The sequence below is a fragment of the Mycobacterium asiaticum DSM 44297 genome, from assembly GCF_000613245.1.
Taxonomy (GTDB): domain Bacteria; phylum Actinomycetota; class Actinomycetes; order Mycobacteriales; family Mycobacteriaceae; genus Mycobacterium; species Mycobacterium asiaticum.
Genome location: NZ_HG964936.1, coordinates 495,837 through 510,609 on the forward strand (window position 1 = coordinate 495,837; position 14,773 = coordinate 510,609).

A 14,773-nucleotide genomic window follows, 5' to 3' on the forward strand; every position below is an offset into this window, starting at 1 on the left:
GTCTGTCCGTATGGCCGGGCGTCATTGCTGCGCGGCTGGGATGCCGCCGAGGGTTCACAGATTGCCAGGACTGGCGGCGTGTCGCCGTACCTCTGCGCACGTTCGCGCCACGGGGAAATTTGACCCGGTGGACCCAGGCGTCGACGATCGAGTCATGCCCACCCATACATCCACGGCCGCCTCCGCAGCGCTGCCCCCAGGCCCGCGACTGCCCGGCTGGGTGCTGGCAGCGCTGGTGATGGGCCACGGAGCGAAGGCCGTGGCGGCTTGCCGACGCCGCTACGGCAGCGTGTTCGCTCTTCGCATCGCGTTCCTGGGCGACATGGTGTATCTGGGTGACCCGGCCGACATCAAGACGGTGTTCGCCGGTGATCCCCGCGTCTACCACGCCGGGGAAGCGAACAAGATGCTGGCCGGGCTGCTGGGGGACAGTTCGCTGCTGGTCATCGACGAGGACGTGCATCGTGAACGCCGCCGGCTGATGCTGCCGCCCTTTCACCGCGACGCTGTCGCGCGGCAAGCTGCGGTGATGGCCGAGATCGCCGCGGCCAACGTTGCCTGCTGGCCGGTAGGTACACCATTCTCGTTGTTGCCCAAGATGTCTGAGATCACCTTGGAGGTGATCCTGCGGACGGTGGTCGGCGCCACCGACCCGGCGCGGCTGGCGGCGCTACGCGAGATCATGCCGCAGCTGCTCAAGGTCGGTCCGTGGGAAACCCTCGCGATCGCCAACCCGAAGCTGCAGCAGCGGCGGCCGTGGCGCGCGCTGCGACGACGCATCGCCGCCGCCGACGAGCTGCTCTACGCCGAGATCGCCGACCGCCGCGCCGACCCCGACCTGGCCAACCGGACCGACACGCTGGCGATGCTGGTGCGTGCCGACCGGCCGATGAGCGACCGCGAACTGCGGGATCAGTTGCTGACTCTTCTGGTGGCCGGACACGACACCACCGCCACCGCGCTGTCCTGGGCGCTGGAGCGGCTAACCCGACACCCGGCGGTGCTGGCCAAGGCGGTGCGTGCGGCGCACGCGAGCGCAGAGGGAGATCCGGCCGGCGACGAGTACCTCGACGCGGTGGCCAAGGAGACGCTGCGGATCCGGCCGGTGGTGTTCGACGTGGGCCGAGTCCTGACCGAGCCGGTTGAGCTGGCCGGTTACCGGCTGCCCGCGGGCACCATGGTGGCCCCCGGCATGGGCTTGGTGCACGCGAGCCCCGAGGTCTATCCCGACCCGGAGCGCTTTGACCCCGATCGAATGGTCGGCGCTACGCTGACCCCCACCACGTGGCTGCCCTTCGGCGGCGGCAATCGTCGTTGTCTTGGCGCCACTTTCGCGATGGTCGAGATGCGGGTAGTGCTGCGGGAAATCCTGCGTCGCGCCGACTTCGAGACCACCACGGCTCCCGGCGAACGGCAGAAGCTCAAGCACGTCATCTTCATTCCGCATCGCGGCGCCCGGGGGAAAGTCCGGGCGGTCAGAAATATGCCACCCGAGACAAAATCCGTCGCGTGCCCGGCCGCGCATCAGACGACCTAGTACTACTGTCGCGTTGTGGACTTCGCGCTCGACGATGAGCAACGGGCCTGGCTGGCCGAGGTACGCCAGTTTCTCCGGGACAACGTCACCCCCGCCCTGCGCGCCGAGTTGGCCGAGCATGGTCTCGAATTTCAGGGCGGCGAGCTATCGGCATTCCGCCGCAAGATCGGCGAGCGGGGCTGGTTCGGGCTGAACTGGCCCCGTGAGTATGGTGGCCTCGGGCTGACCGCCATCCACCAGCACCTGCTGATGAGCGAGTTCGAGTATTGGGGCGTCCCTGGCCCGGACCTCACGGTCACCTCGGTAGCCCCGATGATCATGCGGCACGGCACCGAAGGGAACAAGAAAGAATTTCTGCCGCCCATCGCCAAGGGCGAAATTGTCTGCGCGGTAGGCTATTCCGAGCCGAATGCCGGCACCGACCTGGCCAGTCTGCGCACGCGCGCGGTACGCGACGGCGACGAATGGGTGATCACGGGGTCCAAGATCTGGAACAGCGGCGCACAGCGCTGTACGCACGAGTGGTTGTGTGTCCGCACCGATCCGGACGCGGCGCGCCATCGGGGAATTTCGGTGATCATGGTGCCCATCGACTCGCCCGGCATCGAGATCCGTCCCCTGTACGCGTGGTCGGGCTACCGCACCAACGAGACCTTTTTCGACGACGTGCGGGTGCCGGTCGGCAACTTGATCGGCGAGGTCAACAAAGGCTGGACGTACATCACCGGAGCGCTGGACCTCGAGCGCGGAGCCCTGACCAACGCGGGTGACCTGCGGCGCGCGCTCGACGACCTGCTGACGCTGGCGTCCAAGCCGCGGCGGGACGGGTCGGTGCCCGTCCACGACACCGTCTTTCGGCGGCGGCTCGCCCAGGCCGAGGCCGATGTCGAGGTCGCAAAACTGATGGGATACGAAGCCGCGTCCATCCTGGACAGCGGACGCATCCCATCGGTCGAAGTCAGTGTCGAAAAGATTTTCACCAGCGAATTACGCCAGCGCATAGCGGATTTGGCGATCGACCTGCTGGGGCCCGACGGTTTGTTGGCGCATCGCACCATCGGGGCACCACTGGGCGGATTCTTCGAACGCCTCTATCGCGTGTCACCGCTGATGCGCTTCGGTGGCGGGACAAACGAAGTGTTGCGGGATGTGATCGCCCAGCGCGGGCACGGCATGCCATCCTACGGGCGGTGATGGGATGCGACTGCTGCCGACCCGGGACCACCACGACCTCGCCGCCATGTTTCGAAGCCTGTTGGCCGAAGACCACTCCGCGCCGGCTTGGTGGCAGACGCTCGCCAAGTCGGGAGTGCTCGGGTTGACGATCGAAGAGGGATGTGGCGGATCGGACGGCGAGTTGACCGATCTCGCCATCTTCTGCCTCGAAGCTGGCCGGGCGCGGTGTCCGTTGGCGGTGCACAGCACACTGCAGGCGGCGCTTGCCATCAATTGGTTGGGCGCCCCGGAAGTGCGGCAGGCCTGGCTGCCAGCGCTGGCGGCGGGAACTGTGCGAGGCGCCACCGCGCTGTGGAGTCCGCGGGATGCGGCGGTGCTGACGCCTACCGTGCGTGCCGTCAAGGAGACCGATGCTTGGCGATTGAGCGGGGTGGCCGATTTCGTCATCGGTGCCGACGAGGCCGATGTGGTTGTCGTCGCCGCCGAAACAGACTCCGGCATAGTCGGTTTCGTTGTCGACGGTGCTGCAATCGCCACGGAACCGCTGACCATGATGGGTGGACACCGCGCGTTCACGGTCACCTTCAACGACGTGCTGGTCAATGATCCCCGCCGCGTCCTCGGCGGCCCAGCGGGGCTGTCCGAGCGGGAGCTGCGCCGCGTGGCGAACGCGGCGACCGCGCTGCTCAGCCTGGATCTGGTGGGGGTGGGCGAGGCCGTGCTGCAGCGCACGGTCGACTACATCAAAATGCGGGAGCAGTTCGGCAGGCCGATCGCTTCGTTTCAAGCCGCCCAGCACCTGGTGGCCGATATGCACATCGCGCTGTCGGCGGCCCGGCTTGCGGCGCATTCGGCAGCGTTCTGGCTCGGCCGCGGCGAGACCGCCACCCGCGCGACCGCCATCGCCAGGATGCACGCCGCGGCGGTCAAGCAGATCACCCTGGAGGCCCACCAGTTACATGGCGGCATGGGCTACGTGGTGGACACCGACCTGCACCTGTTTTCTGAGCGCGCCCGCATGCTGGCCACCCTGGGCGGCGGCGCAGATGTCGCGGCCACCTGGCTTGACGCAGAGATGGATTGGAGCGACGGACAGTGAGCACCGAGAGCCTGATAGATCCCGAATCCGCGGCCCGGATCGGCACCGTCGTCGCGACCGCCAGCGGCGAGGTGAACCAGCGCGACTGGCAGCGTTGGGCCGCAGCGGTCGACGACCACAACCCCCTGTGGTTCGACCCGGACTATGCCCGGGCGCACGGATATCGGGACGTCATCTGCCCGCCGCTGTTCCTGCAATACGCGATCCTGGGCGTCAGTACGCTAGGCGATCTGCGGCCGGATGGATCGTCCGGGGCGGTGACCGGCAGCCTCGCCTTTCCCCGGGCCCCGCGGCGCATGGCCGGCGGCGAAAACACCACATTCCACCTACCCGCCTACCACCGCGACCAGATCGAGATGACACGTACGGTCGAGTCGATCGTGGAGAAGGAAGGCCGTTCGGGGCGATTCGTGCTGGTGACCTGGCGCGGCGAATACCGCAACCAACACCGCGACTTGGTCGCCGAAGCAACCACGTCCATGATTGCCAGGCCCGCATGACTGGACAGGTCTTCTTCGAAGACGTCGAAAACGGCGATGCGGTAACACCTTTGACCGTCACCGTGACCGAAACCCAGATGTTCTTCTTCAGTGCCGCGACCTACAACGGACACCGGATCCACTACGACAAGGACTGGGCGCGGGATGTGGAGCGCTACGAGAACGTGCTCGTGCAGGGTCCGCTGCAGGCCGCGCTGCTGTCCCGGTCGCTCACCGATTGGATCGGCGGCGCGGGGCGTCTGGTGAGATTCTCGGTGCAGAACCGCGCGATCGCCTACCCCGGTGAGGAACTCACGTTCGGTGGCGTGGTCACCGGCAAACGAGCACCGGATCTGGTCGACTTAGAGATCTTCTGCCGTCGGGGTGCGGACGTGTTGATGCCGGGCATCGCTACCGTCGCACTGCCTCATCGGGACACGACATGACCGGTCTGCGCGGTGAAGCCGCCATCATCGGCATCGCGGAACTGCCGGCCGAACGGCGCCAGAGCCGACCGCCGTCGTTCACCCTCGATCAGTACGCCCTGCTCGCCAAACTGGTGATCGAGGATGCCGGTGTGGATCCCGCTGTGGTAAACGGCTTGTCGACGCACGGCATCGCGGAATCCGACATGTTCGCGCCCGCCACGCTGTCCGAATACTTAGGTATTCCACTTGACTTCGGCGACCGAGTGGACTTGGGCGGGGCAACCGCAGCCGGCATGGTGTGGCGGGCAGCAGCCGCGGTTGAACTCGGAATCTGTGCTGCCGTGCTGGCGGTCGTGCCCGGATCATTGGAAATCCCTCGCTCGGAGCGGCGGCCCGGACACACGCTGGGATGGTACGGGGCGTCGAGCAACAACTACGGTTCACCGCAGGCCGAGTTCGAGATCCCCTACGGTAACGTCGGCCAGAACGCGCCCTACGCGCAGATCGCGCAGCGCTATGCGGCTGAATACGGCTACGAAGCAGCAGCTTTGGCAAGTATTGCGGTGCAACAGCGGGTCAACGCCTGCGCTCACCCCGGCGCGGTGTTCTACGGCAGACCCATCACCGTCGACGACGTGCTGAACAGCCCGGTCATCGCCGACCCGATCCACATGCTGGAGACGGTGATGCGGGTGCAAGGTGGCACCGCTGTCCTGATCGGCAACGCCGAGGTTGCGCGACGTGCCCGCCATCGACCCGTGTGGATCAGGGGATTTGGTGAACACATCCGGTTCAAAACCCCCACCTACGCCGACGACCTGCTGCACACGCCAATCGCCCGCGCCGCCGACACGGCGTTTGCGATGTCGGGCCTGGAACGCTCCGACATCGACATGGCATCAATCTATGACTGTTACACCATTACCGTGCTGATGACACTGGAAGACGCGGGGTTCTGCGGTAAAGGCATGGGCATGTCGTGGTTGACCCAGCGTGACTTGACATTTCGGGGTGATTTCCCACTCAACACCGCCGGCGGACAGCTCTCCTACGGCCAGGCCGGGATGGCCGGGGGCATGCACCACGTGGCCGACGCCGCCCGCCAGATCATGGGTCGTGCCCGTGAGGCCCAGGTCCGTGACTGCAACACCGCGTTCGTCACCGGCACCGGCGGCATCATGAGCGAACAAGTGGCCTTGGTTTTAGGAGGTGACTGAGATGAGCGATCAACGACCGCTGCCCGAGCCGACGCCGGTGTCCCAGCCGTTCTGGGATGCGCTGCGCGAGCACCGGATCCTGATCCAGTATTCGCCTTCGGCGGGGAAGTACGTCTTCTATCCGCGGACGCTGACGCCGGGAACCTTCGCGGACGACCTGGAGTGGCGCGAAATCGACGGCGCCGGAACGTTGTACACCTACACCGTCGCGCGACGCCCTACCGGACCGCCGTGGTCCGATCACCTGCCGCAGCTGCCGGCCGTCGTCGAATGGAACGCCGGCCCGCGCGTCAGCACCGAGTTGGTGGACGTCGCACCCGACGACATCCGCATCGGAATGCGGGTGGTGCCGGTGTTCTGCGACGTCGATGACATCACGTTGCTCCGGTATCGGCCGGCCGATGTTTGAGACGGTTCAGCAGCTGTTGCGCGCCCGTGCGCAGGATGACACCGTGGCCGTGCGGCACGGTGACCGGGCCTGGACTTGGCGCGAACACCTCGGCGAGGCGTCGGCAGAGGCATCGGCGCTGCTGTCCCTCATCGACCCGGCACAGCCACTCCATGTCGGTGCCCTGCTTGGCAATTCGCCGGCGATGCTGCGCTCCCTGGCGGCGGCCGCACTGGGCGGCTATGTGCTGTGCGGCATCAACACCACCCGCCGGGGCGCCGGGCTTGCCGCCGACATCCGAAGGGCGGATTGCCAATTGGTGCTCGCCGACACCGAGCACATCTGGTTGCTCGAGGGGCTTGAGCTGGGCGACGTTCCGGTCCTGGACATCAATGGCAATGCCTACCGTGACGCGGTGGCGTCGGCGGGCCCCTTGGTGCCGCGCGAGGCTACCGGGGCCGATCCGGTCACCATGATCTTCACCTCCGGCACCAGCGGTGATCCCAAGGCGGTGCGGTTCGCCCACGCGATGGCGGTGATGTGCGGGGCGAGTCTGGTGCAGCGCTTCGAACTCACCTCCGCCGATGTCTGCTACCTGGCGATGCCGCTGTTCCACTCCAATGGGATCGCGGCCGGCTGGGCGGTGGCGATCTCGGCGGGCTCGACGATGGTGCCGGCCAAGTTCTCGCCGTCGCGATTCCTCTCCGACATCCGCCGCTACGGCGTGACGTACATGAATTACGTCGGCAAGCCGTTGGCGCTCGTCCTGGCCACCCCGGAACGATCCGACGACGCCGACAACACCTTGCGTGCGGCGTTCGGCAACGAAGCCACCGAGCGCGACATCGACGACTTCGCCCGACGATTCGGCTGCCGGGTGGTGGACAGCTTTGGCTCCAGTGAGTTCGCCGTCGTCGTGATGCGCGAGGACGGCACCCCGCGCGGGTCCATCGGGAAGGGTTACCCCGGTGTCAGCGTGTACCACCCCGAGACCGGGGCGGAATGCGCGTCAGCGGTTTTCGACGAGCATGGTGCCCTGATCAACTTCGACGCAGCCGTCGGCGAACTGGTGAACACTTACGGCGCCGGCGGCTTCACCGGTTATTACAACGATCCCGCCGCAACGCGGGAGCGGATGCGCAACGGCATGTACTGGTCGGGCGATCTGGCTTACCGCGATACCGATGGCTGGATCTACCTGGCGGGCCGGACCGCGGACTGGATGCGGGTGGACGGGGAGAATCTCGCGGCCGGTCCCATCGAGCGGATCCTGCAACGCCTGCCAGCGGTCAACCACGTCGCGGTCTACGCCGTCCCCGACCAGAGCGTCGGCGATCAGGTGATGGCGGCACTGGTGCTCAACAGCGGAGGGACGTTGACGCCCAAGCAGTTCGGTGATTTTCTGGCCGCTCAGCCCGACTTGTCGCCAAAGGCGTGCCCGCGCTACGTCCGCATCAATGTGGCTTTGCCGCGAACCGCGACGAACAAGATTCTCAAACGCGAGCTCATTTCGGACGGTGTCAGCGCCGGCGGAGGTGTGCTGTGGGTACGCGCGGGCCGTGGGTGGGAGTACGCGCCGGTCGACGGTTAGGCCGTCGCCGGCCGCGAGCGTGCGCAGATGTACAGCGACACGCCGCGGGGGCCGGCAATCTACGCACCTTCGGCGGGAAAAGCGGGGCGGGTGCGCCTAGTGCGCGACCGGGCACCTACCCCCGTAGTCCACCTGCCAATGCTTGATGCCCGTGATGAACGGCGACCGCAACCGCTCCGGCTCCCCAACCGCCGCCAGGTCGGGCATCGTGTCGGCGATCGCGTTGAACATCAGGTCAACCGTCATGCGCGCCAGGTTGGCGCCGATGCAGTAATGCGCTCCGGTGCCGCCGAACCCCACATGCGGGTTGGGACTACGCAAAATGTTGAATGTGTAGGGATCGTCGAACACCTCTTCATCGAAGTTGGCCGAGCGGTAGAACATCACCAGCCGCTGGCCTTTCTCGATCCGCACACCGCCGAGTTCGGTGTCTGCCAAAGCGGTTCGCTGAAATGCGGTGATCGGAGTGGCCCACCGGATGATCTCGTCGGCCGCGGTGCCGGGCCGCTGCGCCTTGAACAACTCCCATTGGTCCGGGAAGTCGGTGAACGCCATCATCCCCTGTGTGATCGAATTGCGGGTCGTCTCGTTGCCCGCGATGGCCAGGGTCACCACAAACATGCCGAACTCGGCCTCGGAGAGCCGATGGCCCTCCGCGTCGGGCTGGATCAGCGTCGTGACGATGTCCGGCCCGGGATCTTTTGCCTTGCGCTCTGCCAATTGCATGGCATACCACATCATTTCGGCGGCTGACGTCAGTGAGTCGTGCTCGGCGAACTCCGGGTCGTCGCTGCCGATCATCTGGTTCGACCAGTCGAACAGCTTCTCGCGATCTTCCAGCGGCACCCCGAGGAGCCCGGCGATCGCCTGCAGCGGCAGCTCGGACGCCACCTGCCGGACAAAGTCCCCGGACCCCTCCGCGGCCGCCTGCGCGGCGATCTGCCGGGCCCGTTCGGTGAGGTCGGCCCGCAGCCGTTCGACCGCGCGAGGTGTGAACCCGCGCGCGACGATCTTGCGCAGCCGGCTGTGCTCCGGGTCGTCCATCATGATCATCGAAGTCCGGCCGAGCTCGATCTGCGCCTGCGCGACCTCTTCGGGATAGCGCGGTACCACGGACTTCTCGGCCGAGGAGAAGACGTCGCTGCGCAGGGAGACCTCGCGAACGTCTCGGTGCTTGCTCACCACCCAATAGCCGCCGTCGCCGAATCCGCCCTGACCGGGCGGCTGCTCGTTCCACCAAATCGGTGCCGTCGCGCGGAGCTCGGCGAACTCCTGCGCAGGTATCCGGCGGGCATAGATGTCGGGGTCGGTGAAGTCGAAACCCGGCGGCAGATGTGGGGCGGCCATGAAAGATGGTAATGACGCCGCGGTGGGCGGACGCAAGAGTTTCGCAAGAAATGCGCGGCAGCCTGGAGACAGAACCGGTCCGACCGAGAAGAAGGCTCCATGAAAAAACAGCGATAGCAGCCGCGGTGCTGGTCGCCACCGCGCTGGCGACGGCAGGTCCCGCGCAGGCCGATCCGCGGTCCGAAGTGCAAGAGCTGCAACAACAAACGTCGGAATTGCACGCCAGCTGGGACAGCCTGACCCCGGCACAGCGACAGGAGCGCTTGGCGCAGCTGAACCGGCAGACCAGCATCGTGCAGAACGAAACCCAGCACCTGCCGCCCGAACAACAACCCGAAATCGAACTGAGGCTGGGCCAAGTCGCCCTGGAACTGGCCGACCTGCTCAGGAAGGTGTGGCCGGCCCCGTGATAACGGCATCCGCATCGAGGTGGGTTGCTGCGGCGATGACGGCCCGGTCGATCTGACGCAGCGGATGCAGCACGGACGGGTGTGTGCGCGGGTCCGGCCCGGGTGTGGCCGGGTGGAAGTTGCTGTCATATTGCCGGGCCAAGGCCTCAGCCGCGTCCAGGGCGTCCGCAGCGGAGGCCACGGGCGTGCTGTGCGATCCGTCGAGCGTCGCGAGCAACGCATCGATGTTCAGTCGAATCCGGTCGGCCGCCGCGTTGACGGCCGCCGCGAGATCAGGCGGAGCGGACGAGTCCCGGGACTGCTCGCTGCGGCGGGCCAGTATCCGGGCGTAACGGTCGCAGGCACCGAACAGCCTGAGCCGGCGCTGCACTTCGCGGCGGCCCGTCAACCCAGCGACGCCAGCCAGCAGCGGCTTGGCCGTAGCCCTAATCTGTTGCAGCTTGCGGTCCAGCTGCCGCGCCCGATCGGTGGGGCTCTCCGGGCGTCCATCGCCGAACATGCCGGCGATTGACGTCTCGATCAGTTCCGAGAGCGCTGTCAAGAATTCGCGGGTGTCATTGCGCAGTGTGGTCCCAATGTTTGTGGGCAGCACCAGAATCGCGACCGCCACCCCGATCACGGCGCCGATGGCGGTTTCCTCGATCCGTAACAGCAGGACGTCAAGACTGAATTGGCCAAGCAGTCCGTACAGCAACGCCAGCATGGTGGTAATCCAGAACGCCATCAGACTCTGGGTGACCTGCATGAAGTAGAACGCGCAGAACAGACAGACGAAAATCATCACCAGCGATGCGGTGTGGTCGCCCGCGACCAGGGTCGCAACCAGGATGCCGCACGGCACGCCCAGAATGGTGCCGGACAGGCGTTGCCAGCCCTTCGTCAGAGTGTCTCCCCACGTGTTGGTGCCGGCGAACACGACGAATGCCGCGATTACTGCCCAATACCAACGGGCTGGCGACACCGCGTCACCGGTGACGATCGCCAGGGACGCCGCCACGGACGCTTGGATGGCTTGCCGGGTTGTCGGCAGCAGCGCTGGGCCGGATTGGTCCTCGTCTTCGTCCTTGCCGTCGTCGCTGTCATCGCCGGTTATCCGCTCGGGTGCGTCACCGGTCGCGGCGCGCTCGATCATTTCCCGGACTTCCGCAGTCGCCGTCGCTGCCGCGAGTATCGCCAAGGCCAGGCGACGAACCGCCGCTGGGCCAGACTCGCCGGAATCGCCGGGTGACGGCTGCGCATCGATGACGTCTTGTGCTTGGCTCGCCGCGCGACGGAGCCCCGCGGGGTCGGGAAGCCGGATGGCCCACGCTAATTCGCTGAGCGCGGCCGCCAGTGCAAGGCGCGTCGGGGTCGATATCTCGCCTGCCGACAATGCCGCGCGCTGGCCGGCGATCGCGACCCATTCGACGGCGAGCTCGGCATCGAACAGCCACGGTGTGAGGTGTTCGCCGTCGGCGCCCAGCCATAGCACGGCGGGGTTTGCCTTGTCCTCGATCTGGTCTTGCACCATCAGGGCGGTCTCGTTGAGGCGGGAGATCCGTGCCCGGAAGCGGCGTCGACGGCGCTGGTCGAGTCGGCCCGTCCGCATGGCCTCCGCCGTCGTATCGACCACGATGGCCATCCGGGCCCGCAACGAACGAATGGTGGCCCGCAGCACCCGTTCTGGACGATCGGGCAGCACGTATGCGGTCATGACGAACGTGCAGAACGTGCCTACCATGACGGCGACGATCATCCACGGCAACTCGTGCACTCCGGCCCGCAGGAACAGATCGAAGAAGTAGGCCATGAAGGCGACCATGCCGAGCGCGCGCCCGCGCGGGCCGAAACGCCGGACATAGACGGCGATGAACACCACCACCACGAAGACGACGTCACTGGCCAGCTGATAAGGGGTGAGCAGCGCGGCGACACTGCTGGACAGCGCCGCCGGCAATGGCAACAGCGCCATCGTGATCCGCTGCTGACGCGGGTCGGGCTCGTTGACCGAGCGCGCCGCGATCATCGTGATCACGGCGCCGAGCAGGGCTACGGTCAGGGGTTGCCGGGCCGCGCTCGTCAGCGCCACCATGATCAACATCGAACACCCGAGGGCGGCGGTGGTGCGCACCGCCAGCCGAAGCCGCAGCAGCCCCGGATCCGTGCCGACCGTCCAGATCCGGGCCCGCTCGTAGCGCGTCGTCAGCGATGCGGGAATGGCGACCGTCATCCCTCGGGCAGGCTGAACGTCGGCATCGTGGTGTCCGCGATGCACGATTGGTCCACGTCGGTTCGGGGATTGTCGAAGAAGGCCGCCGTAATCTTCTGTGCGCAACCCGATGTCGGTATCACGCCGTGGCCGACCCAGGGGAACCGCAATGCAAGCGAGTTGATCAGGCCGGGTGTCACCTCCCGCATCCATTTCGGCGCGGTGCTCGAGTCGAATGCCCCGGACAGGATCAGGGTGGGGACCTTGCTCAGGACCGGCAGGGTGTCCGCGGTGTCCGACCGACCCAGCCCCCAGGCGTCGCATTCCCGAAAGATCCAGCTGCCGGTCGGGGTGACCCGCAGGACGGCGTCGGGCAGCCGGGGCATCGCCATCCGCGCCTGGGACAGGGCCCGGTCCGGGGTGGTCCAGTCCGTCATTTCCTGACAGTAGGTGCCCAGCGCCAGCCCGGCGCCCAACAGCCCGCGCTCGGTCCCGGACGGCGCTGTCGCGGCGATGCCGGCGCCGGCGAGTTCACCGTCACCGCGGGACAAGGCGAAGATCATCCGCGGAATGTCGACCACTTTGGTGGGATCAGCGCTCCAGTCGAGTATGAGCGGCACTATCTTGGCGCCATCGATCGTGACCTGAGTCGATTCGCCCGTGGGGGTCGATGTGGTGACATCGATCGGGATCTGGCTCAGCCTGTTGACGGTGTCGAAAAACACCGTCGGCAGGTCGGGGTACGCGGCGGCGCACGGCGGCTGGTCGGCGCAGGCTTGAAAGATTGCGGCCATGCCGCTCGCGGGTGCCTGCCACCAGTTGTCGACGAGATTGAGGTGCGGTGGGACCACGGAATCCAACACCATCGACCGGATGCCGCTCGGGTGGTCACGCAAAAGTTGCTGGGCCAAGTCGGTCCCGTAGGAGACGCCGTAGACGTTCCACTCGTGCACGCCCAATTTCTCCCGCAGGTCGGCGATATCGGCGGCGTTCTCCTTGGTGGTGTAGGCCGCGAAATCGACCCCGGAGGCGGTCAGCCGCTTGCGGCATGCCGCGACGGCGACGGCGTCCAAATCCGCGGTCGCCGGTGATTGAAGTGCTAATTGCAAACTCCGAGAGGCGAAGTCGTCCATCTCGGGGCAACTCAGGTGTGGATCACTGTGTAGCGTGCCGCGTTGGTTGACGAAGATGACGTCCCGGTCGGCGTTCATGCCGGCGGCCACTATCCCGGGTGCGTTCAACGTTCCAGCGCCGCCGGGCCCACCGGCGAGGAACACGATCGGATCCGGTTTGGGTGTGGCGGCCGCGGCCTTCACCCGCGCGACGAGAATCCGGATGGTGCGGCTCTTCGGGTCGTCGCGGTTCTCGGGCACGGTGAGATAGCCGCAGGTGTAGTTCGGGCCCAGCTCCGATTGCGGCACACCGGGGAAATTCGGCTGCGGACATGGTGCGCCGGCGTAGGAGACCCGATCCGGTGAACCGTGCGAGCAGCCGGCCAGCAGGCCCGCGGCCAGCACCGCACACAGCAGGCAGACAAGCGTCATCTGCCGACGGCAGCCGCCGAAAAACGTTGTGTGCAAAGGGTTCCGACCGCTATGGCACCGGAGCGAACTTGATTGCCACTAGCTTCTGCCGTTGGATCGCCTCGGCGAACTCCTCGCGCGTCGGGACGGCGTCGTCCCTGAATTTCAGCCCCATCATGCGTTGGGCGCGCTTGGGCCCGTAGGACTGGGCGCAGCGGTGGTAGAGATCGGCAATCTCCGGCCCGTCGGGAAGCAGCTCGCCGCGCATCGCGGTGGTCTTGCCGTCGTAGACGACCTGCGCCGGTGCGCCGCCCTTGAAGTTGTACTTCCAGGCGGCGCCGGCCAGCGCGTAGAGGTTGCCGTCGATCACGTGCGCGCTCACCGGAAGGGAGAACTGCTTCCCTGATTTCCGTCCGGTGAAGTTCAGCACCATCAGCTGCTTGCGCAGGGGACCGGCGAGCGGAGTGCCCAACAAGGCCTTCAACACCGGGTTCACCGCCCGCAACAGAGCCGAGGGCGGATGCCCGACATCGACGGCATAGGACTGTTCTGTCATTTGACCACCGTAAGACCAAAAGTGGTGGACAGCGGCAGCAAGTTCGAAAGTGGCCGTTCGCAGAGAGGTGGCTCAGGGGGTGGTGATGGTGGTCTGGTCGTCGATGACGCCGGTTGCATCCATCAGCTGGCCTGCCTCGTCGTCCAACGCGTCGGCGTTGATCTGCAGCACGTAGAGCCCGTCTGCCGCTGGGATGACGACCGTCTTCTGCGCCACGGTGCGCTTCTTGCCGTTCTTCGTGTACGAGCCGCCGAATTGCCACGCCTTGAAGCTCTTCCCGGGCGGGACACCGAGGGTGGATTCTTTGCCGTTGGCGCTGCCGCCCTCGAATTCGGGGAGGTTCTTCAGCTCACCGGGCGCGTATTCGAGGATCTTGTTCGGGTCGGCGTTGCCCGTGAGTTTGGACACCAAGGCCGCCAGCGTGGGCGGGTCGGCGGGATCGGCGGGCTGCCCGTAGGAGATTCCCCAGTACGGCGCGCCGCCGGGTGGAAGCAATTGCCACCCGTTGGGTGTCGGCAGATTGATGGTCGGCGATCCCGGGTCGCCCGGGTGAACCGGGGTCTCGGTGATGTGGTTCTCGACGATGTAGTCAGCGATGGTCTTGTTTGCCTGCGCGCCCGGTGTGCTGCTGGTTGCCGGCGCCGACGAGGTGGCCGTCGAGGTCGACGTCGAGGTGCTCGTGGAGGTCGACGTCTTGACCTCGGTCTTGGTCTCGGTGTGGCAGCCAGCCAGCGTCAGGCTGACCGCCACGGTCGCCACGATTGCGGTGAGGTCCTTCATCTATCGCATCTCCCGAAATTGGGCCCCGGTACCAGCGCCGGCGACATCGGGACT

At 66.5% G+C, this 14,773-nt stretch carries 14 protein-coding genes; 9 read left to right on the forward strand and 5 right to left on the reverse strand.

All coding sequences use genetic code 11. From position 1 onward, the window contains the following. Window positions 1-154 precede the first annotated feature (154 nt). The 8 genes from BN972_RS02385 to fadD1 are packed head-to-tail and all read left to right on the forward strand — an operon-like array spanning window position 155 to window position 7,915. Window positions 155-1,537: a cytochrome P450 gene (locus BN972_RS02385; protein WP_036352463.1), complete on the forward strand. Its 1,383-nt coding sequence runs from the start codon at window positions 155-157 to the stop codon at window positions 1,535-1,537. A gap of 15 nt (window positions 1,538-1,552) precedes the next feature. Further along, the gene (locus BN972_RS02390; RefSeq protein WP_036352465.1) at window positions 1,553-2,731 is read left to right on the forward strand and encodes an acyl-CoA dehydrogenase family protein; all 1,179 of its coding nucleotides are present in this window, start codon (window positions 1,553-1,555) and stop codon (window positions 2,729-2,731) included. A 4-nt stretch (window positions 2,732-2,735) separates the two neighbouring features. Further along, window positions 2,736-3,812, forward strand: coding sequence for an acyl-CoA dehydrogenase family protein (locus tag BN972_RS02395; RefSeq protein WP_036352468.1), 1,077 nt, complete (start codon window positions 2,736-2,738; stop codon window positions 3,810-3,812). Further along, window positions 3,809-4,312 carry a MaoC family dehydratase gene (locus tag BN972_RS02400; RefSeq protein WP_036352471.1) on the forward strand — a complete coding sequence of 168 codons (504 nt, stop codon included), beginning with the start codon at window positions 3,809-3,811 and terminating at the stop codon, window positions 4,310-4,312. Before BN972_RS02395 ends, BN972_RS02400 begins: the two co-directional genes overlap by 4 nt. Next, the gene (locus BN972_RS02405) at window positions 4,309-4,737 is read left to right on the forward strand and encodes a MaoC/PaaZ C-terminal domain-containing protein (protein WP_036352474.1); all 429 of its coding nucleotides are present in this window, start codon (window positions 4,309-4,311) and stop codon (window positions 4,735-4,737) included. Before BN972_RS02400 ends, BN972_RS02405 begins: the two co-directional genes overlap by 4 nt. Further along, window positions 4,734-5,936 carry a thiolase family protein gene (locus tag BN972_RS02410; RefSeq protein ID WP_036352477.1) on the forward strand — a complete coding sequence of 401 codons (1,203 nt, stop codon included), beginning with the start codon at window positions 4,734-4,736 and terminating at the stop codon, window positions 5,934-5,936. The genes BN972_RS02405 and BN972_RS02410 overlap by 4 nt, the downstream gene beginning before the upstream one ends. A gap of 1 nt (window position 5,937) precedes the next feature. Further along, a complete protein-coding gene (locus BN972_RS02415; protein ID WP_036352480.1) occupies window positions 5,938-6,345 on the forward strand; it encodes a Zn-ribbon domain-containing OB-fold protein in 408 nt (135 codons plus the stop codon). Next, window positions 6,338-7,915 carry a fatty-acid--CoA ligase FadD1 gene (gene fadD1 / locus BN972_RS02420; protein ID WP_036352484.1) on the forward strand — a complete coding sequence of 526 codons (1,578 nt, stop codon included), beginning with the start codon at window positions 6,338-6,340 and terminating at the stop codon, window positions 7,913-7,915. Before BN972_RS02415 ends, fadD1 begins: the two co-directional genes overlap by 8 nt. A gap of 96 nt (window positions 7,916-8,011) precedes the next feature. Here the strand turns inward: fadD1 and BN972_RS02425 are convergent, their stop codons facing one another. Continuing rightward, entirely contained in the window at window positions 8,012-9,262 is a 1,251-nt protein-coding gene (locus tag BN972_RS02425) for a cytochrome P450 (protein WP_036352487.1), read from the reverse strand. 125 nt (window positions 9,263-9,387) lie between these two features. Between BN972_RS02425 and BN972_RS02430 the strand changes: the two genes are divergently transcribed. Beyond that, window positions 9,388-9,672: a hypothetical protein gene (locus BN972_RS02430; protein WP_036352491.1), complete on the forward strand. Its 285-nt coding sequence runs from the start codon at window positions 9,388-9,390 to the stop codon at window positions 9,670-9,672. Here the strand turns inward: BN972_RS02430 and BN972_RS02435 are convergent. The 4 genes from BN972_RS02435 to BN972_RS02450 all read right to left on the reverse strand — a co-directional run bounded on the left by BN972_RS02435 (window position 9,647) and on the right by BN972_RS02450 (window position 14,719). Then, on the reverse strand, window positions 9,647-11,881 hold the full coding sequence (locus tag BN972_RS02435; RefSeq protein WP_051544977.1) for an FUSC family protein: 2,235 nt from the start codon (window positions 11,879-11,881) through the stop codon (window positions 9,647-9,649). The genes BN972_RS02430 and BN972_RS02435 overlap by 26 nt on opposite strands. Then, window positions 11,878-13,404 (reverse strand): alpha/beta fold hydrolase, encoded by a 1,527-nt coding sequence (locus BN972_RS02440; protein WP_036352494.1) that lies wholly within the window; start codon window positions 13,402-13,404, stop codon window positions 11,878-11,880. The genes BN972_RS02435 and BN972_RS02440 overlap by 4 nt, the downstream gene beginning before the upstream one ends. A gap of 49 nt (window positions 13,405-13,453) precedes the next feature. Beyond that, window positions 13,454-13,939, reverse strand: a complete 486-nt coding sequence (locus BN972_RS02445; protein ID WP_036352497.1) for a hypothetical protein — start codon at window positions 13,937-13,939, stop codon at window positions 13,454-13,456. A gap of 72 nt (window positions 13,940-14,011) precedes the next feature. Further along, complete coding sequence (locus tag BN972_RS02450) at window positions 14,012-14,719, reverse strand: LpqN/LpqT family lipoprotein (RefSeq protein ID WP_036352500.1); 708 nt, start codon at window positions 14,717-14,719, stop codon at window positions 14,012-14,014. Window positions 14,720-14,773: the final 54 nt, after the last annotated feature.

What these genes read in the sequence shown, in the direction of transcription:
- BN972_RS02410 (WP_036352477.1), top strand. Translation starts at nt 4,734, where the DNA reads ATGACCGGTCTGCGCGGTGAAGCCGCCATCATCGGCATCGCGGAACTG.
- BN972_RS02415 (WP_036352480.1), top strand. Translation starts at nt 5,938, where the DNA reads ATGAGCGATCAACGACCGCTGCCCGAGCCGACGCCGGTGTCCCAGCCG.
- BN972_RS02445 (WP_036352497.1), bottom strand. Translation starts at nt 13,939, where the DNA reads ATGACAGAACAGTCCTATGCCGTCGATGTCGGGCATCCGCCCTCGGCT.
- BN972_RS02440 (WP_036352494.1), bottom strand. Translation starts at nt 13,404, where the DNA reads ATGACGCTTGTCTGCCTGCTGTGTGCGGTGCTGGCCGCGGGCCTGCTG.
- BN972_RS02405 (WP_036352474.1), top strand. Translation starts at nt 4,309, where the DNA reads ATGACTGGACAGGTCTTCTTCGAAGACGTCGAAAACGGCGATGCGGTA.
- fadD1 (WP_036352484.1), top strand. Translation starts at nt 6,338, where the DNA reads ATGTTTGAGACGGTTCAGCAGCTGTTGCGCGCCCGTGCGCAGGATGAC.
- BN972_RS02395 (WP_036352468.1), top strand. Translation starts at nt 2,736, where the DNA reads ATGCGACTGCTGCCGACCCGGGACCACCACGACCTCGCCGCCATGTTT.
- BN972_RS02385 (WP_036352463.1), top strand. Translation starts at nt 155, where the DNA reads ATGCCCACCCATACATCCACGGCCGCCTCCGCAGCGCTGCCCCCAGGC.
- BN972_RS02425 (WP_036352487.1), bottom strand. Translation starts at nt 9,262, where the DNA reads ATGGCCGCCCCACATCTGCCGCCGGGTTTCGACTTCACCGACCCCGAC.
- BN972_RS02450 (WP_036352500.1), bottom strand. Translation starts at nt 14,719, where the DNA reads ATGAAGGACCTCACCGCAATCGTGGCGACCGTGGCGGTCAGCCTGACG.
- BN972_RS02435 (WP_051544977.1), bottom strand. Translation starts at nt 11,881, where the DNA reads ATGACGGTCGCCATTCCCGCATCGCTGACGACGCGCTACGAGCGGGCC.